Here is a 25,631-nt window from a genome sequence, read left to right as displayed (position 1 = left end):
CCTCCGGGTTCGAAAGCAGAATGTCTTTGACGGCAGCGCTGGTCGATTTACCTTCTGTCTTGGTCATGGTGGCGTTCCTTCCAGGAATCGGTGACGTTGAACATCACCAGCCTGCCATGACCGCCCTCTCTCAGCGAATTTGCAGAACTCTCAGCACACTACCCGTCGCTGCTTCGCAGCGCCACCTCTCCCCCCGGGGGGAGAGGAAGGGCGCCAAGTCCTACTCGCTTACCGCTCTTCTCGTCGAAACGGCTTCAGCAGCGCCGACGGCGCAACCGCGTTGCGTGACATCACGGCCATCGCGACGATGGTGAAAATGAAGGGCAGCATCAAGAACGCCTCATAGGGAATATGCCCGAGGCCGCTCGCCTGCATGCGCAATTGTAGCGCATCGACGAAGGCGAACAGCAGCGCCGCGCCCGCAGAGCGCCACGGGTCCCAGCGGCCGAACACGACCAGCGCGATCGCCACCCAGCCACGGCCCGACACGACACCAAAGGTGAAGGCGTTGAACTGTGCCATGGTGAGGAAGGCGCCCGCAAGCCCCATCAGCGCACCGCCGAGGATGACCGCCTGGAAGCGCGTGGCGATGACGCTCACCCCAGCGGAATCAGCGGCGCGCGGGTTCTCGCCGACCATCCGCACCGACAGCCCCCAAGGCGTGCGGTAGAGCACGAAAGCAGCGAGCGGGATGGCGATGATTGCCAAGTAGACCAGCGAAAACTGGTTGAACACCGCTGACCCCAGAACCGGAATATCCGACAGCAGCGGGATCGGCACCGTCTGAAAACCCTTGATGCTGGGCGGCACCGATTGCTGGCCGAAGATCAGCCGGTAGAGGAAATAGGCAAGGCCCGACGAGAACAGGGTGACGCCGATGCCGCAGACATGCTGGCTGAGGCCGAGCGCCACGGTGAACAGCGCATGCAGCGCGCTCATCGCCATGCCGGTCAACACTGCGGCCAGCACGCCGAGCCACAGGCTGCCGCTGAGGCTGGCGGCGGTGAAGCCGGTCATCGCGCAGAGCAGCATGATGCCTTCGATACCGAGATTGAGCACGCCGGCCCGCTCGGAGAACATTTCGCCCAGCGTGGCAAATGCCAGCGGCGTGGCGATGCGGATAATGGCGGCGAGGAAGCCGACCTGAAAAATCTGTTCGAACACCGCGCTCATAAGGCGGCACCGACGCGGCGGAAGCGATAGGCCGTGAACAGCAGCGCCACCAGCATGGCGAGCAGCGCCGTGCCCTGGATGACATCGCTGAGGAACGCCGGCACGCCGGTGGCGCGCGACATCGCTTCGGCGCCGGTCATCACGGCGGCCAGGAAGATCGCCGCCGGTACGACGCCGAGCGGATTGAGCCTGGCCAGCATGGCAACGACGATGCCGGAATAGCCATAGCCCGGCGAAATGTCGCTCATCACCTGGAAATGCACGCCGCCGACCTCGCCGACGCCGGCAAGCCCGGCCAGCGCGCCCGACAGCAGCGCCGTCGAGATCAGCACCCGCTCGACATGTATGCCGCCATAGCGGGCGGCTTCCGGGCTTTCGCCGGTGACCCTGATCCGGAAGCCGAGCGTGGTGCGCACGATCAGGAACCAGATCAACGGGGCCCCGATCAACGCGGCGATGACACCCAGATGCAGCCTTGTGCCTTCAAGCAGCACCGGAAAATTCGCCGAATCCTCGATCGGCGGCGAGATCGGATAGCCGCTGAACGAGTCCTTCCACGGCCCCTCGATCAGCGCCATCAGCGCATAGTAGATGACCGAGTTGAGCAGCAGCGAGCTGACGACGTCGTCCACCTTGAATTTGACCCTGAGCGTCGCGGGCACCAGCGCTACCGCGGCACCGGCAGCAGCGCCCGCCAGCGCCATCGACAGGATCGCCAGCGCGCCCGGCATTGGGATGGCGCCGACGAAGCAGCTGGCCACGGCGCCCGCCAGCAATTGGCCCTCGGCGCCGATGTTCCAGAATTTGGCCCGGAAGGCGACGGCCACAGCCAGCCCGGTGAAGATCATCGGGGCGGCGCGCACCAGCGTTTCGGTGATGGCATAGCTGTCGCCGAACGAGGCCGACAGCATCACGCCATAGGCCTCAAGCACGCCGGCGCCGGCCAGCGCGATGAGGCCGCTGCACAGGACCAGCGCTGCGCCGATGGCCAGCAGCGGCAAAGCGAGATTGAACCAGGCGGGGGCGGAACTGCGGGCTTCGAGGCGGAACATCAGCTATGCCCCTCCGCCGCCCAGACGGTCGCGCCGCCCTTCATCCGCCTGCCGGCACCTTCTCCCCGTATAGACACGGGGAGAAGGGATCTGGGCCCTATGCAACTCCCCTCTTGCAGCTGTGGTGATTGGCGAAACCATGGGTGAGAGCCCCTCTCCCCGTCTCTATACGGGGAGAGGATGCCGGCGGGCAGGTGAGGGGCAGCGCTGACGCTTAAAGTCAGCCAAAAGCGGGCAGTATTATTTGAGGTTTCTGCGAGGAACCGAGTGAGAAAGTCCATCTAGGCTCTGCCCTCCGCCCCGGTCATCAGCAGCCCAAGCCGCGCGATGGTCGCATCGGCGCTGTCCAGCGTGCCGGCGATGCGGCCCTCATACATCACCGCGATGCGGTCGCAGAGCACCAGCAGCTCTTCGAGATCCTCGCCGATGACGATGATCCCACAGCCCTTGGCGCGCATGTCGAGGAATTTTTCGTGGATGAAGCGGGCGGCACCGATGTCGAGGCCGCGCGTCGGCTGCGAGACGATCAGCACCTTCGGGTCGAAAGCCAGTTCGCGCGCCAGCAGCGCCTTCTGCAGATTGCCGCCCGACAGCGCGCCGGCGCGGGTCATCGGCCCGGGGCACCTGATGTCATAGGCCTTGATCTGTTCTTCGGCGAAGGCGCGGATCGCATCTGGCTTGAGCAGGCCCCGGCTGCTGAAAGCCGCAGTACCAATGCGCGGCAACACCATGGAATCGGCGAGCGGCAGATTGGTGACCAGCCCGGTCGTCATACGGTCTTCCGGGATGCGGCCAAGGCCGAGCGCCTGCACCTCGCGCGGCGAGAACCGCGTAACAGGTTTGCCGGCTATCGTCATCGCGCCGGCGTCGGGCGCGCGCGTGCCGGAAATCACCTCGGCCAGCGCCCGCTGGCCATTGCCGGAGACCCCGGCAATGCCGAGGATTTCGCCCGCGCGAACGGCAAGCGATACATCGCGCAGCGGCGTCCCCGAATGCCGTGAGGTGGAAATACCGTCGAGCGTCAGCACCGCCGCGCCTGGGGTCGAAGGTCCTCTTGCCGGCGGCACGATCTCATGGCCGCACATCAGCTGCGCCATTTCTGCCGATGTCGTGTTCGCCGGATCGTCGACACGGCCGGCGACGCGGCCGTGCCGCAATACGGTGCAGCGATGGGTGAGCGCCCGCACCTCGTTCAATTTATGCGAGATGAAGATGATGCCGAGCCCCTGCGCCGCCATCGAGCGCAGCGCCGAAAACAGCCCGTCGACCTCGCCCGGCGCCAACACCGCCGTCGGCTCGTCGAGGATTAACAGCCTGGCGCCGCGAAACAGCGCCTTGACGATTTCGAGCCGCTGCTGCTCGCCGACCGACAGCGCGGAGACAGGCAGGTTGGGGTCCAGCGTCAGCCCATGCTGACGGCTGATGTCGGACAACCGGGCAAGTCCGCCGGCGCGGTCGATGCGGCCGGATTTGCCGGGAATGCCAATCAGAAGGTTTTCCAGGACCGTCAGCCTTGGCGCCAAATGAAAATGCTGGTGCACCATGCCGATGCCGGCGGCCAGCGCATCGGCCGAACTGGTGATCCGCACGGTCTTGCCCTGGATAAGAATTTCGCCGGCATCCGGCGCATAGGCGCCGAACAGCACATTCATCAGCGTCGTCTTGCCGGCGCCGTTTTCGCCCAGCAGGCCGAGGATCTCACCTGGGGCGACGCTTAGATCGACAGCCTCATTCGCCTTGACGGCGCCGAAGCTCTTGGTGATGCCGCGCATTTCGATGAGAGGGGCGGACAAGGATGCTCCTGCGGAGATACCCCTCCCCCTCGAGGGGAGGGTGCCTAGCGAAGCGAGGCGGGTGGGGTCACCTCAACTGCCTCAACCCATGACTTAGCAGGATGGAGCACTTCGCGGAGGACCCCACCCGGCCCTGCGGGCCACCCTCCCCTCAAGGGGGAGGGGGTGCGCCGAGCTAATCCGAAACCGGCGTGTTCTCATCCACATCCACCCGGAAATTGCCTTCCAGGATCTCGGCCTTCTTCTTCTCGACCAGATCCTTCACATCCGCCGGCAGCGTCTTGTCGAATTTATGGTAGGGCGCCAGGAACGACCCGCCCTTGGCCATGCGCGAGAAATCGCCATAGTCCTGCGCGGTGAAGACACCGGCCTTGACCAGCTTGATCGCCTGCTCGACCGTCGGATACATGTCCCAGACCGGCCCGGTTATGACCGTGTCGGGGCCGAGGCTCGACTGGTCGGACATGTTGGAGATGGCGAGGATCTTCTTGTCCACCGCCGCCTCGATGACGCCGAAGCGCTCCGCATAGATGACATCGACGCCGGCATCGATCTGGGCGACCGCCGCTTCCTTGGCCTTGGGCGGATCGAAGAACGAGCCAATGAAGGCGACCTTCTTCTTGATGTTGGGATTGACCTCCTTGGCGCCGGCAAAGAAGGCGTTGACCAGCCGGTTCACTTCCGGAATGCCCATGGCCGCCACCGCGCCGATCGTGCCCGACTTCGACATCTTGCCGGCGATCATGCCGGAGAGGTAGGCCGGCTCGTGGATCCAGTTGTCGAAGACGCCGAAATTGGGCTCGGCCGGCCCGGCGCCCGAGCCGAACAGCCATGCCGTCTTCGGGAACTGCTTTGCCGTGCGGCGCGATTCACGCTCGGCGGCGAAGGCGTCGCCCAGCACCAGCTGATACCCGCCTTGCGCATATTCGCGCATGACGCGGCTGAAATCGGCGGTCTGCACCTTTTCCGACCATTTGTATTCAATGCCGAGTTCCTTCTCGGCCTTCTGAAGGGCGACGTGGATCTGGTTGTCCCACGGCTCCTCGATCGGCGTGGCGAAGATCGCCGCCACCTTCAGCTTCTTGTCCTTGGCGAAGGCTGCACCCGGCAGCATGGCTGCGGCCAGGCCAAGTGCGCCGAGTTCCAGCACGTCGCGCCGCGACAGGCCGGTCGATTGCGATTTGTTTTTCCGGTTTTCCATCTAGTGCCCCTCTGTTTGACAGCCGTGTCGAGCCGGCTGTTCCGAAATCAGACGCGGAACTATGGAACGGGTGCGGACTTTTGTCCACATGGTCAAATTTGGCCGTGTCGCTGGCAGGAGCCGGCGCTAGCGTACCGCCTTCTCGCCACCGGCTACGGTGATGACGCCGACGATGATCAGCCCGGTCAGCAACAGCCGAACGCCGGCGCTGACGCCGAACGTGTTGAGCATGGTCAGAAGCAGCACCAGGAACAGCGCCGCGCCCCAGACACCGGGAACATTGGCCTTGCCGCCGGCGACCGAGGTGCCGCCGATGACGACGACGGCGATCGAGGCCAGCAGGTACTCGTTGCCGATATCGACATTGGCGCCGCGGAAATAGCCGGCGAGCAGCGCCCCGTCCATGCCGCCGAGCGCGCCCGACAGCGTGTAAGTGAGGAAGCGGGTGCGGCCGACATTGACGCCGGCAAGCCACGCGGCGCGGATGTTCTGGCCGATCGCCAGCACCGAGCGGCCATAGATCATGCGCTGCAAGGCGATGGCCGCACCGATGGTGAACAATACGGTAAGGATCGCCAGCACTGGAATGCCCAGGATTTGCCAGTTGGCAAAATCGGCAAAGCCGGGCGGCGGCTTGATCTGCAGGCCACGCCCATAGCTGATGTCGATCGACTGGATGATGAAGCTGGCCGACAGAGTGGCGATGATCGGCGGGATCCTCAGCGCCCAGATCAGGAGATAGTTGACGGCACCGATGGCAGCGCCGCAGGCGAGCGCGGCGAGCAGCCCGACCACGATCATGGAATCGCTGCCGCCCATGACCTTCATGGCGACGGCACTGGCGAGCCCGATATTGGCCGGCAGCGACAGGTCGACATTGCCTGGCCCGAGCGTGATGACGAACATTTGGCCGACGCCGACGATCACGGTGAACACGGCAAGCGAAAGTGCCGCCGTGATCATGCCGCCGCCGCCATAGCCGCCGGTGAAAGCGATGGTCGCCAGCCAGACGAACATCGCGCCGATGAACGACCAGATCCAGGGTTTGGCGACAAGCGATTTAACCAGCGTCATCGCTACCTCTCCCTGCGGCTGATCAGGACGCGGGCTGCCAGCACGATGATCAGGATGGCGCCGTTGGCCGCGACCTGCCAGTCCGGCGGAATGTGCATGAAGGTGAGCAGAGGCGATGCCGCCAGCGCCAGTGTCAGCGCGCCGAGCACGGCGCCGATCGGCGACACCCGGCCGCCGACGAACTCGCCGCCGCCGAGAATGACGCCGGCGATCGCCAGCAGCGTGTAGCCATTGCCGATATTGGCGTCGGCCGAGGTGGTGATGCCGATCAGCGCCATGCCGGACAGAACGCCGAATAGGCCGGTCAGCGCAAACAGCACGATCTTGGTTCGAAGCAGCGACCAGCCAGCGCGCCTGAGCGCCGCCGGATTGCCGCCGGATCCCCGCAGGATGACGCCATAGGAGGTGCGCATCAGCCCAAAATGCACCACCGCTGCGATCGCCAGCGCGGCGATGATAGGGAACGGAATGAAGGGCGGCTTGAAGGCCATCAGCGACAAGAGCCAGTCCGGCGCCTTGCCACCGGGCTTGGGCAGCACCAGAATGGCAAGTCCCTGCCAGACGAAGCTCATGCCCAGCGTCACCACGATCGACGGCAGATTGCGCAGATGGATCAGTGCGCCGAGCAGCGCATAAACGCCTATGGAGCCGAGCAGGATGATCACGCCGAGCAGCGGCGCGTCCTTCAGCCAGGTCGCGGTGACGCAGCCGACAAAGCCGACAAAGGTGCCGATCGACAGATCGAGCTCATTGCCGGCGATGACGAACATCTGGGCGATCGTCGCCAGCGCGATCGGAATAGCGAGGTTCAACATCAAGCTGAAGCCGAAATAGCTGATGGCGCGTGGGTTGAGCCAGGCGATGGCGATAACCACCAGCGCCAGCGACAGCGCCGGCAACAGGCTGCGCAGCAGGCGCGCGCGGGCCGCGCTGCTGCGCGGCGAGGACGTAGGGCCGGGAGCGACTGCCGTCATCTCAGGCCGCGTCGCCGAATGAGGACTGGATGATCTTTTCCTCGGTCAGCTCGTCGCGCGTGAGATTGGCGACGATGCGGCCGTTCTTGAAGACATGGATGTGGTCGCAATTGTCGAGCTCTTCGGTCTCGGTGGTGTACCAGAGGAAGGTCCGGCCCTTGGCCGCCTCCTCGCGCACGAGATCGTAGACCTCGAGCTTGGTGCCGATGTCCACGCCGCGCATCGGATCGTCCATCAGCACGATCTGCGCATCGGAACCCAGTGCGCGGGCAAACAGCGCCTTCTGCTGGTTGCCGCCGGACAGCGAGAAGATGTTGTTGGTCATGTCAGGCGTGCGGATGCCGATCTTCTGCTTCCAAAACTCAGCAAGCTCGGCCTCGCGCTGCGGCGAGATCAGCAACCCTTTGCGCAGCCGCGCCAGCGAGCGGATGCCGATGTTTTCGGCAATAGACCATTGCGGGAAAATGCCGTCCGATTGGCGGTCTCCGGCCACCAGCGCCACCGGGGCGGTCACCTCGATATCAAGCCTTCTACGCGTCGCGGCGGCAAAGATCGCCAGCAACAGGTCGGTCTGGCCATGGCCGGCAAGCCCGGCAAGCCCGATGATCTCGCCGGCGCGAGCGACAAGCTCCTTGCCGTCCTGCTGCCGCTCGGGCCGCGCCCGCACCCTGAGCGGGCCCGCCGCCGGCCTGGCGGCGATCTCCGCCGCGATCTTCTCGCGCGCTTCCGCGCCGCCCATGGTGGCCACCAGCCGGTCGCGGTCGAACGCTTTTGCAACGTCCGTGGCGACCACCTTGCCGTCGCGCATGACCACGATGCGGTCGGCATTCTGCAGCACCTCGCCCAGCACATGCGAGATCAGGATGCAGCTGCCCCCGGTGGCTACGAAACGGCGCACGAAGGCAAGCAGCTGGCCCGCAGTATGCGCGTCCAGCGAAGAGGTCGGCTCGTCGAGAATGACCAAGTCGAGCGGATCGCGCGTCACCGTGAAGGCGCGCGCCACCTCGACCATCTGCCGCCGGCCGATGGAGAGATCGCCGGCAATGTCGTCTGCCGAGATGCCGTGATCCGGAAAGATTTCGTCCAGCTTGGCGGCAATGAGAGCAGCCGCCTTGCGTCGCCAGCCGAAGCCGGTGAGCGCCGGATGGTTGATGCGCGTATTCTCCGCGATACTGAGGTTAGGGCAGAGCGACAGTTCCTGGAACACGCAGCGTATGCCGAGTTTCAGCGCGCGCGCCACCGAGTAGTCGGTTTCGGCATTGCCACGCACCGCGATCTCACCGCCATCGGGCTGCAGCGTACCGGCCACCATATGCATCAGCGTCGATTTGCCGGCTCCGTTGTGGCCGACCAGCCCGACGCATTCGCCTGATACAACATGGAAGTCGACGCCGTTAAGCGCCCGAACGGCGCCGAAATGTTTTTCGGCGCCGTTCAGCCTGATGATGTCCAAATGGGCGGCGCCGAAATGTTTTTCGGCGCCGCCCAGTCTGATGATGTCCGTATTGGCCTCAGGCATGCTCAACGATATCCGGTCGGTCATGCCGCTGGCAATGAATGCAATGCATCACTTGATATTGGCTTTGATCGCCGCGATTGCGTCTTCCTGGCTGTATTCGTGGGTGGCGACGCCGCCCTCCTTGATTTTCGGCAGCTCGGTCTCGAAATTGTCCTGGGTAAAGGCGAGATACGGCACCAAAAGGTCATGCGGAATGTCCGTGCGGCCGTCGAGCACCTGCTGCGCCACCCAGAAGGCCAGCGACGACACGCCGGGCGCTATCGAAGCCGACCAGGTCTGGTAGCCGTCCTTGTCCTTCTGCTCCTTCCACCATTTCAGCTCGTCCTGGCGGTTGCCCATGATGATGGTCGGACGCGGCTTGCCTGCGGCGGCAAAGGCTTGTGCCGCGCCATAACCGTCACCGCCCTGGTCGACGATGCCGACGATGTCGGGCAGCGAAGGCAGGATCGTCGCGACTGCCTTCTGCGCCGTCGTCTGGTCCCAGTCGCCGGTCACCGAACCGACGATCTTGAACTCGGGATGGGCGGCGACGCCTTCGAGGATGCCGGCATGGATGGCATCGTCGATCGAGGTGCCGGCAAGGCCGCGGATTTCCAGGAGATTGCCGCCCTTGGGCTGGAATTTGGCCATCTGCTCGACTTCCTGCTTGCCCATGTCCTTGAAGTCGACGACGACGCGGTAGGCGCAAGGTTCGGTGACGGTCCCGTCGAAGGAGACGACGACGATGCCGGCATCGCAGGCCTGCTTGATGGCGCCGTTCAGCGCATCCGGCGAGGCGGCGTTGATGACGATGGCGTCATAGCCCTGCAGGATCAGGTTCTGCACCTGGGCAGCCTGCGTCGGCACTTCCTTGTCGGCGGTGGTGAAGATGTCGGCGGCGCCGACGATCTTATCCTCAACCGCCTTCTTGGTGACGATGCCGTAGCTGTCGAGCATCGCCTGACGCCACGAATTGCCGGCGTAATTGTTGGAGAAGGCGATCTTCTTGCCGCTGGTGTCGGCAAGCGCCGTGCCCGAGGCGAGCATCGCCGCCAGAGCGCTCAGGACGAGCAGTTTCTTCATGTCATAATCCTCCCATGGATTGTCGGCCCCGCCGACTGCTGCTGATGGTTTTGGCGTTGGCTGCCTGTTTTTTATCTATTGTCAGACAAATGCAGATGAGTTCGCTTGTCAACTGCGATCGGTTACGCTTTGGCGATCAACTTCAGGTGCGATGATTGAAAAGCCTTCGCCTGCTGGTCTAGGGAAGGGCCCAGGAGACCATGCATGGCAGCGACGCCGCCGACCCTTCCCCCCAGTGCACCCAAAAGAATGGGCGCGCCCGGAATTCCGGCGCGCTGGACGTCAAGCGCCAAGAGCGGCGTAGGTGCCGCGCTTTCGCCGGCGAGCCGCGTCTGGTTCACGCTCAGCCATGGCATCGTCAATGAAGTCTACTATCCCGGCCTCGACAGCGCCTGCACGCGCGACATGGGACTGCTGGTCACCGGTCCCGGCGGCTGGTTCTCCGAGGAGAAGCGTGACGCCACGCATGCCATCGAGCCGTTCGAGGACGGCGTGCCCGCCTACCGGCTGATCAACGCGACGGCGCGTTACCAGATCGAAAAGCGCATCCTGGCGGATCCGGCGCGCCCGGCCTTGCTGCATGAAACCAGCTTCACGGCACTCGAAGGCGTGGCCACGGACTACCGCGTCTACGCCCTGCTGGCGCCGCATCTGGTCAATGCCGGCATGGGCAACACCGCCTGGACCGACGAGCACAAGGGGAGGCCGATGCTGTTCGCGTCCGGGCGCGGCACCTGCCTGGCGCTTGCATCCTCGCTGCCCTGGGGTGATTGCTCGGCCGGCTATGCAGGCTTTTCCGACGGCTGGCAGCAACTCAGCCGCGCCGGCCGGCTCGATCCGGCCTGCCAAAGGGCGGAGGACGGCAATGTCGCGCTGACCGGCGAGATCGGCTTTTCCTTACGCAACAGCAAAGCCTTGCTTGCGCTTGGGTTTGGGGCAACGCCGGATGAAGCGGCCGAAAACGCCGCCGCCAGCCTGAAACGCGGGTTTGAGCCGGCGGCAAAGGCCTATGTCGCGAAATGGCGGAAATGGCAGGCAGGCCTGACGGCGCTCGACCACCATGATGCATCCGGCCTCAACACCTACCGCGTCAGCACAGCGGTGCTGGCGACACACCTGTCGCTGGCGAGGCCCGGTGCGGCCGTCGCCAGCCTGTCGATCCCTTGGGGGTTCAGCAAGGGCGACGACGACCTTGGCGGATATCATCTGGTCTGGCCGCGCGACCTCGTCGAAACTGCGGGCGGCTTCCTCGCCGCCGGCGATCCGGCGCAGGCGCTTGAGATCCTCGCCTATCTCCGTTCCATCCAGCAGCCGGACGGCCACTGGCCACAAAATGTGTGGCTCGACGGCTCGCTCTATTGGCCGGGCATCCAGATGGACGAATGCGCCTTCCCGCTGCTGCTTGCCGATGCGCTGCACCGCGCCGGCCACCTGCCGCGCGCAAAGCTCGTCGCCTTCATGCCGATGGTCGAGAAAGCAGCGTCCTATATCGTGCGCAATGGCCCCGTCACCGGGCAGGACCGCTGGGAAGAGGACGCGGGCTACAGCCCATTCACGCTCGCCGTCGAAATATCGGCACTGCTTGGCGCCGCCGATCTGTTCGACGTCAACGGCAAACCCGAGCCGGCTAACTATTTGCGCGAGGTCGCAGATTGCTGGAACGACCAGATCGAGCGCTGGACCTATGTCAGCGGCACACCGGAGTGCCACGAGGCTGGCGTCGACGGGTACTACATCCGCATCGCGCCGGCCGACGCTTCAGGCGCCGCATCGCCGAAGGACGGCTTCGTACCGATCAAGAACCGTCCGCCGGGCGATACCGACAAGCCGGCCGAAGCGATTGTCAGCCCGGACGCGCTGGCGCTGGTCCGCTTCGGCCTCAGGGCCGCGGACGATCCGCGCATCGTCGGCACGGTCAAGATCATCGACGCGCAACTGCGCTGCGATCTGCCGCAAGGGCCTCTATGGTACCGCTACACCAGCGACGGTTATGGCGAACACGCCGACGGCGCCCCCTTCGACGGCAACGGCCAGGGCCGACCCTGGCCGTTGCTGGCCGGCGAACGCGCCCACTACGAGCTGGCCGCCGGTAACAAGGACAAGGCGGCAAGCCTGCTCGACACATTCGAGGCTTCGGCTGGGGTGGGCGGTCTGCTGCCGGAACAGGTCTGGGACGGCGCCGACATACCGGAGCGCGAATTGTGGCTGGGCAAGCCGTCGGGCAGCGCCATGCCGCTGGTCTGGGCGCATTCGGAACACATCAAGCTGTTGCGCTCGCTCCGCGACGGCGCCGTCTTCGACATGCCGCCGCAAGGCGTCAAGCGCTATGTCAGGGACAAGACCGGCTCGCCGCTGAGGATATGGCGCTTCAACAACAGGCTGCGCACCATGGAAGCCGGCAAGACGCTGCGGGTTGAACTGCTGCAGCCGGCACTGATCCGCTGGAGCGGCGACCAGTGGCAGACCAGCCATGAAATCAACACGTCCGTGAATGTCTTTGGCGTCCATATGGCGGATCTGCCGGTGACCGATATTCCGCGAGGTAATACGATCGTCTTCACTTTTTTCTGGCCCGACGGCGACCGTTGGGAGAATGTCGACTTCACCGTCGGCATTGAGAACTAACTCGCCAGCAATTTCTTTCCTCAAGCGACTAGGACAACACCATGCAGATCGGAATGATGGGACTGGGCAGGATGGGCGCCAACATGGTGCGCCGCCTGATGCGCGACGGCCATCAATGCGTCGTCTACGACATCAACCCGGCAAGCGTTGCCGCCCTGGTTGCCGATGGCGCCATCGGCGCCGCATCGATGGAGGAGTTCGTCGGCAAGCTTTCCAAGCCGCGCAGCGCCTGGCTGATGCTGCCGGCGGCGATCACCGGCAAGATCGCCGACCAGGTGGCAGCATTGATGGAGCCCGGCGACATCATTATCGACGGCGGCAATTCCTATTATCACGACGCTGTCGACCAGGCGGCCGAGCTTGCGGCCAAGGGCCTGCACTATGTCGATGTCGGCACCAGCGGCGGCGTTTGGGGCTTGGAGCGCGGCTACTGCCTGATGATCGGCGGCCCCGATACGGCGGTCAAACACCTCGATCCGATCTTCGCCACGCTGGCGCCCGGCGCCGATGCCGGCGCCACGCCCGACAAGGCGGGCGGGACCGCACCCTTTGGCTACCTGCATTGCGGACCGAGCGGCGCCGGCCATTTCGTCAAGATGATCCACAACGGCATCGAATATGGCGTCATGGCCGCCTACGCCGAAGGCATGAACATCCTGAAATCGGCCAATGCCGGCAAAAGACAGCGCACGGCGGACGCCGAGACCAGCCCTTTGGAAAACCCGCAATACTATCAGTTCGACATCGACCTGCCGCAAGTGGCCGAGGTCTGGCGCCATGGCAGTGTGATCGGCTCGTGGCTGCTCGACCTCACCGCCGGCGCACTGAAGAGCGACCCGGCATTGGCCCAGTTCGGCGGCCGCGTCTCCGATTCCGGCGAAGGCCGCTGGACGCTGAAGGCGGCGATCGACACCGGCGTGCCGGCGCCGGTTCTGTCCTCGGCTTTGTTCGACCGCTTCTCCTCGCAGGGCGAATCCGAATTCGCCGACAAGCTGCTGTCGGCCATGCGCTATGCCTTTGGCGGCCATGTCGAAAAGCCGAAGGCCGGCAAGTGAAGGCCGCAGGGGAGACGCGCAAGATGAGCCCGGAACGGTCCGACACGCTGGTGCTCTTCGGAGCAACCGGCGACCTTGCCCACAAGAAGATATTTCCGGCCCTCTACCAGATGGTAGCCAAGGGGACGCTGACCGAGCCGGTGATCGGGGTCGCCTTCGATGCCTGGGACATCAACCAATTGCAGGCGCGGGCCCGCGACGGCATCGTCAACGCTGTCGGCAAGATCGACGAAAAGATCTTCGCCAAATTCGCCAATCTGCTGCGCTATGTCAGCGGCGACTACCGCGACGGCGCGACCTTCGAGAAGCTGAAGACGGCGCTCGGCTCGGCGCAGCGGCCGCTGCACTATATGGCGGTGCCGCCGACCATGTTCGAGACCGTTGTCCAGGGGCTGGAGCAATCTGGTACCGCGCATGGCGCGCGGCTGATGGTGGAAAAGCCGTTCGGCCACGATCTCCAATCGGCGCGCTGGCTGAACCGCGTGCTGCATCTGGTGTTCGAAGAGCAGTCGATCTTCCGCATCGACCACTATCTCGGCAAGGAGGCGATCCAGAACCTGCTCTATTTCCGCTTTGCCAATTCTTTTCTCGAGCCGATCTGGAACCGCAACTTCGTCGAAAGCGTACAGATCACCATGGCCGAGGACTTCGGCGTTGAAGGCCGTGGCAAATTCTATGACGATGTCGGCGCTATCCGCGACGTGATCGAGAACCATCTGCTCAACATCCTTTTGCTGCTCGCCATGGAACCGCCGGTCGGCCGCTCGGCCGACGATCTGATCGACGAGAAGGTGCAGGTGCTGCGCGCCATCCGCACGCTGACCAAGGACGACGTCGTGCGCGGCCAGTTCACCGGCTACCTCGCTGAACCCGGCGTGAAGCCGAACTCGCCGGTCGAAACCTTTGCCGCGGTGCGCTTCATGGTCGACACCTGGCGCTGGCAGGACGTGCCCTTCTTCATCCGCACCGGCAAGAACATGCCGGTGCATGTGACCGAAGTGATCGTGCGGCTGAAGCGGCCGCCGCTCGACGTCTTCGATCCGATCAAGCCCAGCGACGCCAATTACGTGCGCTTCCGCATCGACCCGCAGGTGGCGATCTCGATCGGCGCGCAGCGCAAGGCGCCCGGCGACGACATGGTCGGCGAGCAGGTCGAGCTCACCGCGCTGGACGATTCGAAGGGCGACATGCCGCCCTATGAGCGGCTGATCGGCGATGCCATGAACGGCAATGGCCAATTGTTCACCCGCCAGGATGCCAGCGAGCTTGCCTGGCGCATCGTCGGCCCGGTGCTGGGCGACACCACGCCGCCGCATATGTATGAGCCGAAGACCTGGGGGCCTGCCGACGCCATGGCCAGCTTCGGGCCGCCCAACGGCTGGATCAATCCGAGTTGAGCAATTCCAGGAAAAGTGCGAGCGGTCTTTCCGTCCGGAATTGCGTAAAACAAAGAGTTGGAGCATTCCCCGTTTCCCTGAAACGGGGAATGCTCCAAGTGAGCGGAGGAAACGACATGGCCAAGGCAGCCAAGGCAGCCAGGCCCGCGAAGGCCAAGGCCGAACCGATCGTACTGACGATCGATGTCGGCGGCTCGCATGTGAAAATCCTCACCAGCGCAGGCGGCGAGATGCGCCGGGCCGATTCCGGACCGGACCTGACACCGCAGCAGATGGTCGCCACGGTGAAGACGCTGGCCGAAGGGCTGGCCTATGACGTGATCTCGATGGGCTATCCCGGCCCGGTCAGGCACAACAGGCCTTCGCTCGATCCCGCCAATCTCGGCAAGGGCTGGGACGGCTACGATTTTGCCGCCGCCTTCGGCAAGCCGGTCAAGGTCGTCAACGACGCGCTGCTGCAGGCGATCGGCAGCTACGATGGCGGGCGCATGCTGTTCCTCGGCCTCGGCACCGGCCTGGGCGCGGCGATGATCCTCAACAATGTCGGCCAGCCGATGGAACTGGCGCATCTGCCGTACCGCAAGGGCGGCAGTTTCGAAGATTATGTCGGCGAGCGCGGCCTGGAGAAATACGGCAAGAAGAAATGGCGCAAATACGTTTTCGACGTCGTCGGGCGGCTGCGTGCGGCGCTGCAGCCGGATTATGTCGTGATCGGCGGCGGCAATGTCGACAGACTGGATGAATTGCCCGCCACATCCAGGCGCGGCGACAATACGCGCGCTTTCGAGGGCGGTTTTCGACTATGGCGCGACAAGGCGCTCATCGTCTGATAGTATTAAAATTCAGTATAGTTGTTCAAAATGACGTGTGGCGCGATGCGAAGTCATTGCGTTACGCAGATTTGGCGATTAGATCGGTGGCACCGGATGGAATCATCTGGCGCAACCGCACATATGCGGCAAGACAAATGACTAGAGCGGATTTCCGGCTCCGCTGGGACCACTCTGGGAGTTTCCGCCACCCCCATAGCGACGGAGAGATAAATTGGCCGACGACAGCAACGACTCTGACAAGGACATCGACCTGCTCGAGCTTACCGCCCATATCGTGTCCGCTTACGTCGAGAAGAACCGCTTGCCCGTTGCCGGCCTGAGCGATCTCATCGCCAGCGTTGCGGCGTCGATCGGCGGGCTCAGCCAGCCGCCGGCCCCAGTGGCGGCGCCGCAGATCCCGGCCGTCAATCCCAAGCGGTCGGTGACGCCGGATTACATCATCTGCCTCGAGGACGGCAAAAAATTCAAATCGCTGAAGCGCCATCTCGGCGTCCATTTCAACCTGACGCCGGAAGCCTATCGTACCAAATGGGGCCTGCCGGCCGACTATCCGATGGTTGCCCCCAACTACGCGGCGTCGCGCTCCGAGCTGGCCAAGTCGATCGGCCTCGGCCGCAAGGCTGCAGTGGCCGCGCCGGCGAAAGCCAAGGGTCGGAAGGCCAAAGTTCCGGCCTGAGTGGGATCAGCGCCTCGGCCCTGAGCCAATCGTTTGGACGACTGGAACAGAAGCCTGCCGGCGAATGAGCCTTGGCAGGCTTCGTGCTTTTATGGCTTGTACCTCTGAGTGTCAGGACTTTGGGGGAGCAGCCATGAACTACGCCAGAATGGTGATCGAGAAAGAGGCGCCGGAGGAATACGGCTACGACCGCATCCGCTTCAATCTCTCCGAAAGCTCGATCGCCGATCAGAAACTCTCCGACGTCGGCCTGTCGCTGCCGGATCTCACGCTGTTCTACGGCGAGCATCGCGGCGACAAGGAGTTGCGGGCGCTGATCGCAGCGCAAGACAAAGGCATCTCCGCTGACGATGTTCTGGTGACCGCCGGTGCGGCGGGCGCGCTCTTCATCATTTCGACCTCGCTTCTGTCGGAGCGCGACCACCTTGTCGTCGTCCGGCCGAACTACGCCACCAACATCGAGACCCCCAAGGCGATCGGCTGCGCCATCTCCTATGTCGATCTCGATTTCGACGCAGGCTTTGCCATCGATTTCGGCCGCGTCGCCGCCAGCATGCAACCGAACACCAAGCTGATCAGCGTCACCTGCCCGCACAACCCGACCGGCACGATGATGGGCCGGGCCGATCTCGACGCGCTGATTGCGCTGGCCGAAGCGAGCGGCTGCCATCTGCTGGTCGACGAGACCTATCGCGACCTCTCCTATGGACAGCGCCTGCCGGCGGCGGCTTCTCTCAGCCCCAAAGCGATCAGCGTCTCGTCGCTGTCGAAAGCCTTCGGCATTCCCGGCATCCGCATTGGCTGGCTGATCACCAGCGATGCCGAACTGCAGGAGCGCTTCCTCGCCGCCAAGGAGCAGATCGGCATTTGCGGCAGCGTCATCGACGAAGGCATTGCGCGCGGCATGCTGGGGCGCCGCGACGCTTTCTTGGGCGCGCTGCTGCCCGAGATGGCGAAACGCCGCGACATCGTGCAAGACTGGATCGACCGCGAGCCGCTGGTCGACTGGGTGCGGCCACAAGGCGGCGCCGTCGGATTTCCAAGGCTCAATGTCAGTCCAGACTTCGACCTCGACCGTTTCTACGTCAATCTCTTGGAAAACCACGGCACCTATGTCGGTCCCGGCCACTGGTTCGATATGCCCAAGCGCTTCTTCCGCGTCGGTTTCGGCTGGCCGAAAGAGGCGGAATTGCAGGGCGGCCTCGACGCCATCACCGCCGCGCTGAGGCAGTAACGTCCGCGTGCAATCGGGCGAGCGGCTGGAAAACCACTTGATCCAGGCCCGATTTTCACGCATACGCGCCCCGAACTTTGATAAGTTTCATTGGCCGGAACAGCGCCCATTTCCGGGAAGTGCCCCGCCGGCCAATGCAAGCAACGGGGCCTGTATCCATGACATCCCATTCCCATACACCGCCTGACCGGCGTTACGCCGCCTTCCGCCATCGCTCCTTCCTGAGCTATTGGGCGGCGCGTTTCCTGACCACCTTCGCCACCATGATCGTGTCCGTCGCCGTCGGCTGGCAGATCTATGATCTGACGCGCGATCCCTTCGATCTCGGCATTGTCGGCATCGTCCAGTTCCTGCCGTCGCTGCTGCTGGTGCTGGTCACCGGCGTTGTCGCCGACCGTTTCGGCCGCCGCCTGATCATGGCGCTGGCGACGGTAGTCGAGGCAGGTTGTGCGCTTGTCCTGTTGTACTTCACGCTGCGCGGTCTCGTCAGCCCGCTGCCGATCTTCATCGTGCTGGCGATGTTCGGCCTGGCGCGCGCTTTTTACGGACCGGCCTCGTCGTCGCTGTTCGCCAATCTTGTGCCGCCGGAAGATTTCGGCAATGCGATCGCCTGGAACTCGTCCGCCTGGCAAACGGCGACCATTGTCGGCCCGGTCGCCGGCGGCCTGCTCTATGGCGTCTCGGCCGAAGCCGCTTACGCCGTTGCCTCCGTGCTGATGCTGATGGCCGGTCTGCTGATCTTCACCATTCCGAAACCGGCGCAGCAGAGCGCCACCGACAAGCCGACGATAGAGACGCTGTTTGCCGGCTTCCGCTATATCTGGAGCGAGAAGATCGTCCTCGGCGCCATCTCGCTCGACCTCTTCGCCGTGCTTCTGTCCGGTGCCTCGGCGCTGCTGCCGGTCTATGCCCGCGATATTCTGGAACTCGGCCCCTGGGGACTCGGCCTGCTGCGCTCGGCGCCCGGCATCGGCGCCATCTGTGTCGCGGTCTGGCTTGCCGGGCATCCGCTGCGCGACAATGCCGGCAAGATCATGCTCGGCTTCGTCGCCGGGTTCGGCGCCTTCACCGTGCTGTTCGGCGTCTCGACCATCACCTGGCTGTCGATCCTGGCCCTTGCCGGCCTCGGCGCCACCGACATGTTCAGCGTCTATATCAGGGAGACGCTGATCCAGCTGTGGACACCCGACGAGGTGCGCGGCCGCGTCAACGCCGTCAACCAGGTCTTCGTCGGCGCCTCCAACGAAGTCGGCGAGTTCCGCGCCGGCACCATGGCGGCGCTGATCGGCACCGTGCCGGCGGTGGTGATCGGCGGCGTCGGTGCGATTGCCGTCGCCGGACTGTGGGCGGTGCTGTTTCCGCAACTGCGAACGGTGCGGCATCTCAACAGCCGCAACTGATCGGGTAAGCCGCGGGATCCGGCGCTCGGTCCAAATCAGCTTGCGCCGATGACGGCTGAGATGGGCCGGAAGCGGATGGGCGGTTCTGGGCGAACTAGCCAGACGGCGGGGCAGCCACAGGGTGGACATTTCAGTCCGTATGGAAAATGATCATGTTGCCATGCACAATACTGCAGTGCTCTGGTCTCGACGAGAAACCTTAAATATAGAAGAGAACCACCCGACCTCCGGGTCCAGCGAGCGGGGACGCAAATGGAGACTTTAGGGAATCGGCAATCGCATCGCGACGCAAGCGGGCGACCCAGCCGATCGGCCGGCTGGCCGGCCCGCGCCGCCGTCCCAGTGGCATTCCTGCTCGGCATGGCTTTCAGCAGCAACGCGTTTGCGCAGGACCAGCAGCTGCCGGTGGTGACGGCGGCCAAGCCGGTGGTGCGTGAAATCGTCGAAGACGACGAGTTCGTCGGGCGCTTCGAAGCCGTCGACGAGGTTGCCATCCGTTCGCGCGTCAGCGGCTATCTGGACAAGATCAGCTTCCAGGACGGCGCACTGGTCAACAAGGGCGACCTGCTCTTCACCATCGACCAACGTCCGTACCAGGCGGCCTACGATGCCGCCAAGTCGCAAGTAGACGTCGCCAAGTCCCTGCTCGAATTCTCCAAGATGCAGCTGGATCGCGCCGATGAACTCGCCAAGACCGGCAATATCTCGGCCGCTACGGTCGACGACCGCCGGCGGGAATACCTTTCGGCGCAGGCGCAGATGCAGGGCGCGACGGCGACGCTGACGACGGCCAACCTGAACCTGGAGTTCACCGAGATCAAGGCGCCCTTGTCCGGCCGCATCGACCGCCGGCTGGTGTCGGTCGGCAACCTCGTGCAGCCGGATTCCACCTTGCTGACGACCATCGTCACGCGCGATCCGATCGACTTCTATTTCGACGTCGATGAGCGCCTGTATTTCAGCTACGCCCGCGACGCGAAGGAGCGCGGCGGCAGCATGCAGGAAGGCGCCGGCGGGCTCGAGGTGGTGGTTCGCGTCGCCGACCGCGCGGAGGCGGTATTCAAGGGCAAGCTCGATTTTGCCGAGAACCGGATCGACAACGCGACCGGCACCATGCGGGTGCGTGCAAGGTTTGCCAACGCCGACGGCGTTCTACAGCCAGGCATGTTCGGGCGCATCAACGTGCCGGGGTCGCTGCCGCATAGCGGCGTTCTGGTGCCCGACGAGGCGGTCGGCGCCGATCAGGATCGCCGCATCGTGTACCTGGTGGATGAGGCTGGGATGGTGTCGGCGAAGCCCGTGCGCACCGGCCCGCTTCTCGACGGCTACCGGGTGATCCGCGCGGGCCTGACCGGCGACGAGACGATCATCGTCAACGGGCTGATGCACGCCAGGCCCGGCACCAAGGTGAAGGTCGAGATGGTGACGTTGCCGCCCAAGGTCGAGACCGCCGGGTTGCAGCAATGAGGTTCGCCCATTTCTTCGTCGACCGTCCGATCTTCGCATCGGTGGTTTCGATAGTCCTCCTGATCCTCGGCGGGATTGCTTATACCCAGCTGCCGATCGCGCAATATCCCGAGATCGCGCCGCCGACCATCGTCGTTCGCGCCCAGTACCCGGGCGCCGACGCCGAGACGGTCGCAGCGACGGTGGCAACGCCGATCGAGCAGGAGATCAACGGCGTCGAGGGCATGCTTTACATGTCGTCCTATTCGTCCGGCGACGGAGCGATGGCGCTGACCATCACCTTCAAGCTGGGCACCGATCTCGACCAGGCGCAGGTGCTGGTGCAGAACCGCGTCTCGGTCGCCGAGCCGCGCCTGCCCGAAGAAGTCCGCCGCCTCGGCATCACCACCATCAAGAGCTCGCCCGACCTGATGATGGTCGTGCACATGCTGTCCCCCGACAATACCTACGACCAGCTCTACGTCTCGAACTACGCCCGCTCGCGGGTGCGCGACATACTGCTCAGGTTGGACGGCGTCGGCGACCTCATCATCTTTGGCGAACGCGAATATTCGCTGCGCATCTGGCTCGATCCGGAAAAACTGTCCGCCCTGGGGATGACCTCGGGCGATGTGGTGCAGGCGCTGCGCGACCAGAACGTCCAGGTGTCGGGCGGCTCCATCGGCGCGCCGCCGACCAATACCGGCACGGCGTTCCAGTACACGGTCACCACGCAAGGCCGCTTCAACGACGCACGCGACTTCCGATACGTGATCGTCAAATCGGCCGAAGACGGCCGCCTGATCCAGCTGCATGACGTGGCGCGCATCGAGCTCGGCGCCAAGGATTACGTCACCAACTCCTATCTCAACGGCAAACCGGCGGTGGCGCTCGCCATCTTCCAGCGGCCAGGCACCAATGCGCTCGCCGCAGCCGCGGAGATCCAGGACAAGATGAAGGAGCTTTCCCAGGACTTCCCGAAGGGATTGAGCTACGACATCGTCTACAATCCGACCGAGTTCGTCGCCGAGTCGATCCAGGAGGTCTACAAGACGATCCTCGAGGCGATGGTTCTGGTCATCATCGTCATCATCGTCTTCCTGCAATCGTGGCGCATGGCGATCGTGCCGATCGTGGCGATCCCCGTGTCGCTGATCGGCACGCTGGCGGTGCTTTACGCCGCCGGCTTCTCCCTCAACATGCTGACGCTGTTCGGCCTCGTGCTGGCCATCGGCATCGTCGTCGACGATGCGATCGTCGTGGTCGAGAACGTCGAGCGCAATATCGCCAGCGGGCTGGCGCCCAATCCGGCGTCGCATCTGACCATGGACGAAGTCGGAACGGCGGTCATCGCGATCTCGCTGGTGCTGATAGCGGTGTTCGTGCCGACAGCCTTCATTCCCGGCATTTCCGGGCAGTTCTACCTGCAGTTTGCGATCACCATCGCGGTGTCGACGGCGATCTCGGCATTCAATTCGCTGACGCTCTCGCCGGCCTTGGCCGCGCTGCTGTTCAAGCCGCACCACACTGCTGCGGCGCCGCCGCGCTTTTTCCTGGCGCGGTTCGGACGGGCGCTCGCCGACGGCTTCAATCGCGGCTTCGACAAGGTCGCCCATTGGTATTCGAGCATCGTGCGCGTGTTGGTCGGCTCGCGGATAGCGATCGCCGCCACGCTGGCCGTTTTCGCGGCCCTCATCTACGCCACGGTCTATATGGTTCAGACGGTGCCGCGCGGTTTCATTCCGTCGCTCGACCAGGGCTATGCGATCGTCGTCGTCCAGTTGCCGGACGGCGCCTCGCTATCGCGGACCGATGCGGTCATCCAGCAGGCGTCGCAGATCATCCAGAAAACGCCAGGCGTCGACTACGCGGTCGCCTTCGCCGGCTTCTCCGGCGCCACCTTTACCAATGCCAGCAACGCGGGCGTGATCTTCGCCAGGTTCAAGCCGTTTGACGAGCGACTGGAAGCCGGCCAGTCGGCGACCCAGGTCATCGGCAATCTGTTCGGCAGCCTGCAAAGCATCAAGGAAGCCTTCATTATCGCACTGCCGCCGCCGCCGATCCGCGGCGTCGGCAATGCCGGCGGCTTCAAGCTGCAGATCCAGGAGCGCAACAGCGCCGACATGCGGCAGATTCTTGCGCTTGCCTATGAAATTGCCGGCAAGACCAACAAGACGGCGGGGCTGACCGGCGTGTTCACCACCTTCTCCGCGTCCAGCCCGCAATTCTTCCTGGCGATCGACCGCGACAAGGCGCGCATTCTGAACGTGCCGATTCCCAACATCTTCGAGACGCTGTCGATCAATCTGGGCACCGCCTACGTCAACGACTTCAACGCTTTCGGGCGCGTCTACCAAGTGCGCGCGCAGGCCGACCAGGCGTTCCGCCTCGATCGCGCCGACATCTTGAAACTGAAGGTGCGCTCGGCGACCGGCGCGCTGGTTCCGCTGGGCACGTTGATCGAGATCCGCGACGTCACCGGCCCGGCGCTGGTCCAGCGCTACAACATGTACGTCTCGGTGCCGCTGCAGGGCAACGCCGCCCCCGGCGTTTCCACCGGCGATGCGCTTGCCAAGATGGAAGCGATCACGGCACAGACGTTGCCGGCCGGTACCTCCTACGAATGGACCGAACTCGCCTATCAGGAGCGTAACACCGGCAATGCCGCTGTCTATATCTTCGGACTGTCGGTGCTGTTCGTGTTCCTGGCGCTGGCGGCGCAATATGAAAGCTGGGTGCTGCCGTTCGCCATCGTGCTGGTGGTGCCGCTCGGCGTGCTCGCGGCGTTGCTCGGCGTGTCGTTCCGAGGGCTGGACAACAACATCCTCGTGCAGATCGGCCTCATCGTGCTGATCGGACTTGCCGCCAAGAACGCGATCCTGATCGTCGAATTCGCGCGGCAGGCGCAGGAACGCGGCCTGTCGGCGGCCGAGGCTGCCGTCGAAGCCTGCCGGCTCAGGCTGCGGCCGATCCTGATGACCGCCTTCTCGTTCATCCTCGGCGTCGTGCCGCTGATGATTGCAACGGGCCCGGGCGCGGAAATGCGCCAGTCGCTCGGCACCGCGGTGTTCTCCGGCATGCTGGGCGTCACTTTCGTCGGCCTGTTCCTGACGCCGGTGTTCTACGTGACGCTCAGGTCGATGTTCTCACGGCGCAAGCCGCATGCCGAGGCCGAGCCTTCGGCACCGGCAGAGGTGCCGTCCGAGACGGCCGCCGAGTAGTGTTACACGGGCAGTTCGTGGCGCTGCCGACTATTTCGTTTTGGTGTTGAATTCACGGTTTGCAGCATAGTCGATAGTGAAGGTGCCCGCAGGAGCGCGAACGCCCTGCTTCACGTTGGATATGGTGACTGTCGAGGTAAGGCCCCTCTCGTCAGTCAGGGTCCATCTGCGTAGATCGAGCGATTCCCTGTCAAACACCATAGCGATATTCGAATTGCCGAAGGCCGACTTGTCGGCCAGCCTGATGATCACCTGGGCGCCATCGTCCTTGATACTTTTGAGGCGATTGCCGGAAAAGTTGACCTGATTGTCGAGGAGCAGCTTGAGCGGCGTCTTCGAGAGAGCATAAAGCCGCGATGTCTTGAGCTTCTTGTTATAGACCACCAAGGATTTTCCATCTGCGATTACGCTGACCCCTGATTGGCCTGCATAGTTGAACCGGATCTTGCCCGGCCGCTGGAGGAAAAATTTCCCTTTGGTCCTTTCCGCTCTTGGGCCCGACTGGACAAAGTCCCCGGACATGGACTTTACCGATGAGAAGTGATCGGCAATCGTCTTCGCTTCTACAGGTGCGGCCAAGGCCGCGGTCGAAAGGTCGGCGTTTATCGCGACAGCGCTGACAACGGCGAACCAGAAAGCCCGCAGTCTTTTGCTGTCATATGCCATTCAAGTTATCCTACCCCGAGCAGGCGCGTGATCGAAAGAGATCACGCGCCTTTGAGATCAGTAGCCGTCTGGGCACTGAGCAACGTAAACTCGACCGTTCCGACCGCGATATCTGCACTGGCCGGCTTCGCTGGCGTGCCCGATGACCGCCCCGGCCAGCGCTCCGACCGCACCGCCAACAACCGCCCCTTTTACCGGGTCGCCGGCCACTGCTGCGCCTACAGCTGCGCCACCCAAACCACCGACGGCAGCGCCTTGTTCGGTGCGGGAGCATGCCGCCAGCGGAATGAGTAGGCTCAAAATGAGCAGCGTCTTCTTCATTGATTCTCTCCTGGGGCCGTTATTAGCCGAAGCTTAAATGCGCCACGGAGTTTTTCGATCCATCGGAGTGTTTGGGGCGCAATCCAAATCTGCGGGAACGGGCTAAGGTCCCGGATCCATCCTACACGCCTCCCAGAGGTAAGTCGTCTTTGGGCAAGCTCGGCCGTTCAGAGTAGTTGGATTTCGCTCTATCCCTCAGTAGGCTTGCCGAAGATCAGGCTCAAAAATTCGCTCAGCCAGCGCTTGAGGTGCATATCCCAGATCAGCCGGCCGCCGAGATGGTCGCGGCCGGGCTGCGCGCCGGGCAATTCGAAACGGTGTGCGCCGCGCACCACCCAGCGCTGCATCATCAACCGGGTCAGTTCGCCATGGAACTGGATGCCCCAGGCATTGTCGCCATAGCGAAAAGCCTGGTTGGGGTAGGTTTCCGCCGTCGCCAGCAGCGTCGCATCCCTGGGCAGCGAAAAGCCTTCGCGGTGAAACTGGTAGACCATGTCGGGCCAGGGCAGCAGTTTCTTGCCGGCCTCGGTCGGCTTCAGCGGATACCAGCCGATCTCGACCAGCCCCTCGCCATGCCCCTCGACCTTGCCGCCGAGATGATTGGCCAGCATCTGCGCGCCAAGGCAGATGCCGAGGACGGGCCGGTTCTCCTTTAGCGGAACATTGAGCCAGTTGGTCTCGCGGCGGACGAACTCATCTTCGTCATTGGCGCTCATCGGCCCGCCGAACACCACGGCGCCGGCGTGTCCCTCCAGCGTCTCCGGCAGGCTGTCGCCGAGAGGCGGCCGGCGGATGTCGAGGTCGAAACCTTCCTCGAGCAGCATGTGGCCAACCCGGCCGGGGCTCGAAGTCTCCTGATGCAGCACGATCAGGATTTTTGGTTTCGAGCTCGGTCTGGGCGGCATGGAA

At 63.9% G+C, this 25,631-nt stretch carries 20 protein-coding genes; 9 read left to right on the top strand and 11 right to left on the bottom strand.

The features are described 5' to 3' along the window. Positions 1–228: 228 nt before the first annotated feature. The 8 genes from NKI32_RS30260 to NKI32_RS30225 all read right to left on the bottom strand — a co-directional run bounded on the left by NKI32_RS30260 (position 229) and on the right by NKI32_RS30225 (position 9,848). Positions 229–1,173 carry an ABC transporter permease gene (locus NKI32_RS30260; protein WP_353004997.1) on the bottom strand — a complete coding sequence of 315 codons (945 nt, stop codon included), beginning with the start codon at positions 1,171–1,173 and terminating at the stop codon, positions 229–231. Beyond that, positions 1,170–2,225 (bottom strand): ABC transporter permease, encoded by a 1,056-nt coding sequence (locus NKI32_RS30255; protein WP_353004996.1) that lies wholly within the window; start codon positions 2,223–2,225, stop codon positions 1,170–1,172. The genes NKI32_RS30260 and NKI32_RS30255 overlap by 4 nt, the downstream gene beginning before the upstream one ends. Positions 2,226–2,506: 281 nt before the next feature. After that, on the bottom strand, positions 2,507–4,018 hold the full coding sequence (locus NKI32_RS30250) for an ABC transporter ATP-binding protein (RefSeq protein ID WP_023710191.1): 1,512 nt from the start codon (positions 4,016–4,018) through the stop codon (positions 2,507–2,509). A gap of 175 nt (positions 4,019–4,193) precedes the next feature. Further along, positions 4,194–5,219 carry a BMP family protein gene (locus NKI32_RS30245; protein ID WP_023670460.1) on the bottom strand — a complete coding sequence of 342 codons (1,026 nt, stop codon included), beginning with the start codon at positions 5,217–5,219 and terminating at the stop codon, positions 4,194–4,196. A 126-nt stretch (positions 5,220–5,345) separates the two neighbouring features. After that, on the bottom strand, positions 5,346–6,293 hold the full coding sequence (locus NKI32_RS30240; RefSeq protein ID WP_023698400.1) for an ABC transporter permease: 948 nt from the start codon (positions 6,291–6,293) through the stop codon (positions 5,346–5,348). Between the two features lie 2 nt (positions 6,294–6,295). Continuing rightward, the gene (locus NKI32_RS30235) at positions 6,296–7,267 is read right to left on the bottom strand and encodes an ABC transporter permease (RefSeq protein ID WP_023694460.1); all 972 of its coding nucleotides are present in this window, start codon (positions 7,265–7,267) and stop codon (positions 6,296–6,298) included. A gap of 1 nt (position 7,268) precedes the next feature. Further along, positions 7,269–8,786, bottom strand: coding sequence for a sugar ABC transporter ATP-binding protein (locus NKI32_RS30230; RefSeq protein ID WP_023732918.1), 1,518 nt, complete (start codon positions 8,784–8,786; stop codon positions 7,269–7,271). Positions 8,787–8,834: 48 nt separating this feature from the next. Continuing rightward, a complete protein-coding gene (locus NKI32_RS30225) occupies positions 8,835–9,848 on the bottom strand; it encodes an ABC transporter substrate-binding protein (protein WP_023683930.1) in 1,014 nt (337 codons plus the stop codon). 204 nt (positions 9,849–10,052) lie between these two features. Here NKI32_RS30225 and NKI32_RS30220 point away from each other — a divergent pair, with 204 nt between their 5' ends. The 9 genes from NKI32_RS30220 (at position 10,053) to NKI32_RS30180 (ending at position 23,735) form a co-directional block, all read left to right on the top strand. Beyond that, on the top strand, positions 10,053–12,473 hold the full coding sequence (locus tag NKI32_RS30220; RefSeq protein WP_353004994.1) for a glucan 1,4-alpha-glucosidase: 2,421 nt from the start codon (positions 10,053–10,055) through the stop codon (positions 12,471–12,473). 41 nt (positions 12,474–12,514) lie between these two features. Further along, complete coding sequence (gene gnd / locus NKI32_RS30215; RefSeq protein ID WP_023683928.1) at positions 12,515–13,528, top strand: phosphogluconate dehydrogenase (NAD(+)-dependent, decarboxylating); 1,014 nt, start codon at positions 12,515–12,517, stop codon at positions 13,526–13,528. A gap of 23 nt (positions 13,529–13,551) precedes the next feature. Then, the gene (zwf, locus tag NKI32_RS30210; RefSeq protein WP_352512748.1) at positions 13,552–14,925 is read left to right on the top strand and encodes a glucose-6-phosphate dehydrogenase; all 1,374 of its coding nucleotides are present in this window, start codon (positions 13,552–13,554) and stop codon (positions 14,923–14,925) included. 116 nt (positions 14,926–15,041) lie between these two features. Then, on the top strand, positions 15,042–15,755 hold the full coding sequence (locus tag NKI32_RS30205) for an ROK family protein (RefSeq protein ID WP_023745386.1): 714 nt from the start codon (positions 15,042–15,044) through the stop codon (positions 15,753–15,755). Positions 15,756–15,969: 214 nt separating this feature from the next. After that, the gene (locus NKI32_RS30200) at positions 15,970–16,434 is read left to right on the top strand and encodes a Ros/MucR family transcriptional regulator (protein ID WP_023687743.1); all 465 of its coding nucleotides are present in this window, start codon (positions 15,970–15,972) and stop codon (positions 16,432–16,434) included. Positions 16,435–16,567: 133 nt separating this feature from the next. Then, on the top strand, positions 16,568–17,668 hold the full coding sequence (locus NKI32_RS30195; protein WP_353004992.1) for an aminotransferase class I/II-fold pyridoxal phosphate-dependent enzyme: 1,101 nt from the start codon (positions 16,568–16,570) through the stop codon (positions 17,666–17,668). Between the two features lie 158 nt (positions 17,669–17,826). Further along, positions 17,827–19,068, top strand: a complete 1,242-nt coding sequence (locus tag NKI32_RS30190; RefSeq protein WP_353004990.1) for an MFS transporter — start codon at positions 17,827–17,829, stop codon at positions 19,066–19,068. Positions 19,069–19,428: 360 nt separating this feature from the next. Further along, positions 19,429–20,535, top strand: a complete 1,107-nt coding sequence (locus NKI32_RS30185; RefSeq protein WP_353004989.1) for an efflux RND transporter periplasmic adaptor subunit — start codon at positions 19,429–19,431, stop codon at positions 20,533–20,535. Continuing rightward, positions 20,532–23,735 carry an efflux RND transporter permease subunit gene (locus tag NKI32_RS30180; RefSeq protein ID WP_353004988.1) on the top strand — a complete coding sequence of 1,068 codons (3,204 nt, stop codon included), beginning with the start codon at positions 20,532–20,534 and terminating at the stop codon, positions 23,733–23,735. Before NKI32_RS30185 ends, NKI32_RS30180 begins: the two co-directional genes overlap by 4 nt. Positions 23,736–23,765: 30 nt before the next feature. Here NKI32_RS30180 and NKI32_RS30175 read toward each other — a convergent pair whose 3' ends face one another. The 3 genes from NKI32_RS30175 to NKI32_RS30165 form a co-directional block, all read right to left on the bottom strand. Then, positions 23,766–24,401 (bottom strand): LolA family protein, encoded by a 636-nt coding sequence (locus NKI32_RS30175; protein ID WP_353004986.1) that lies wholly within the window; start codon positions 24,399–24,401, stop codon positions 23,766–23,768. 57 nt (positions 24,402–24,458) lie between these two features. After that, positions 24,459–24,722, bottom strand: a complete 264-nt coding sequence (locus NKI32_RS30170; RefSeq protein WP_023670477.1) for a YMGG-like glycine zipper-containing protein — start codon at positions 24,720–24,722, stop codon at positions 24,459–24,461. A gap of 188 nt (positions 24,723–24,910) precedes the next feature. Further along, positions 24,911–25,627 (bottom strand): glutamine amidotransferase, encoded by a 717-nt coding sequence (locus NKI32_RS30165; protein ID WP_353004985.1) that lies wholly within the window; start codon positions 25,625–25,627, stop codon positions 24,911–24,913. Positions 25,628–25,631: the final 4 nt, after the last annotated feature.

The sequence above is a fragment of the Mesorhizobium sp. M0761 genome, from assembly GCF_040320205.1.
GTDB lineage: Bacteria > Pseudomonadota > Alphaproteobacteria > Rhizobiales > Rhizobiaceae > Mesorhizobium.
The sequence above is the reverse complement of the archived record's forward strand: the minus strand, read 5'-3'. Positions and strand labels throughout refer to the sequence as shown.

What these genes read in the sequence shown, in the direction of transcription:
- gnd (WP_023683928.1), top strand. Translation starts at nt 12,515, where the DNA reads ATGCAGATCGGAATGATGGGACTGGGCAGGATGGGCGCCAACATGGTG.
- NKI32_RS30220 (WP_353004994.1), top strand. Translation starts at nt 10,053, where the DNA reads ATGGCAGCGACGCCGCCGACCCTTCCCCCCAGTGCACCCAAAAGAATG.
- NKI32_RS30245 (WP_023670460.1), bottom strand. Translation starts at nt 5,219, where the DNA reads ATGGAAAACCGGAAAAACAAATCGCAATCGACCGGCCTGTCGCGGCGC.
- zwf (WP_352512748.1), top strand. Translation starts at nt 13,552, where the DNA reads ATGAGCCCGGAACGGTCCGACACGCTGGTGCTCTTCGGAGCAACCGGC.
- NKI32_RS30170 (WP_023670477.1), bottom strand. Translation starts at nt 24,722, where the DNA reads ATGAAGAAGACGCTGCTCATTTTGAGCCTACTCATTCCGCTGGCGGCA.
- NKI32_RS30255 (WP_353004996.1), bottom strand. Translation starts at nt 2,225, where the DNA reads ATGTTCCGCCTCGAAGCCCGCAGTTCCGCCCCCGCCTGGTTCAATCTC.
- NKI32_RS30235 (WP_023694460.1), bottom strand. Translation starts at nt 7,267, where the DNA reads ATGACGGCAGTCGCTCCCGGCCCTACGTCCTCGCCGCGCAGCAGCGCG.
- NKI32_RS30205 (WP_023745386.1), top strand. Translation starts at nt 15,042, where the DNA reads ATGGCCAAGGCAGCCAAGGCAGCCAGGCCCGCGAAGGCCAAGGCCGAA.
- NKI32_RS30195 (WP_353004992.1), top strand. Translation starts at nt 16,568, where the DNA reads ATGAACTACGCCAGAATGGTGATCGAGAAAGAGGCGCCGGAGGAATAC.
- NKI32_RS30185 (WP_353004989.1), top strand. Translation starts at nt 19,429, where the DNA reads ATGGCTTTCAGCAGCAACGCGTTTGCGCAGGACCAGCAGCTGCCGGTG.
- NKI32_RS30260 (WP_353004997.1), bottom strand. Translation starts at nt 1,173, where the DNA reads ATGAGCGCGGTGTTCGAACAGATTTTTCAGGTCGGCTTCCTCGCCGCC.
- NKI32_RS30225 (WP_023683930.1), bottom strand. Translation starts at nt 9,848, where the DNA reads ATGAAGAAACTGCTCGTCCTGAGCGCTCTGGCGGCGATGCTCGCCTCG.
- NKI32_RS30165 (WP_353004985.1), bottom strand. Translation starts at nt 25,627, where the DNA reads ATGCCGCCCAGACCGAGCTCGAAACCAAAAATCCTGATCGTGCTGCAT.
- NKI32_RS30240 (WP_023698400.1), bottom strand. Translation starts at nt 6,293, where the DNA reads ATGACGCTGGTTAAATCGCTTGTCGCCAAACCCTGGATCTGGTCGTTC.
- NKI32_RS30180 (WP_353004988.1), top strand. Translation starts at nt 20,532, where the DNA reads ATGAGGTTCGCCCATTTCTTCGTCGACCGTCCGATCTTCGCATCGGTG.
- NKI32_RS30230 (WP_023732918.1), bottom strand. Translation starts at nt 8,786, where the DNA reads ATGCCTGAGGCCAATACGGACATCATCAGACTGGGCGGCGCCGAAAAA.
- NKI32_RS30175 (WP_353004986.1), bottom strand. Translation starts at nt 24,401, where the DNA reads ATGGCATATGACAGCAAAAGACTGCGGGCTTTCTGGTTCGCCGTTGTC.
- NKI32_RS30190 (WP_353004990.1), top strand. Translation starts at nt 17,827, where the DNA reads ATGACATCCCATTCCCATACACCGCCTGACCGGCGTTACGCCGCCTTC.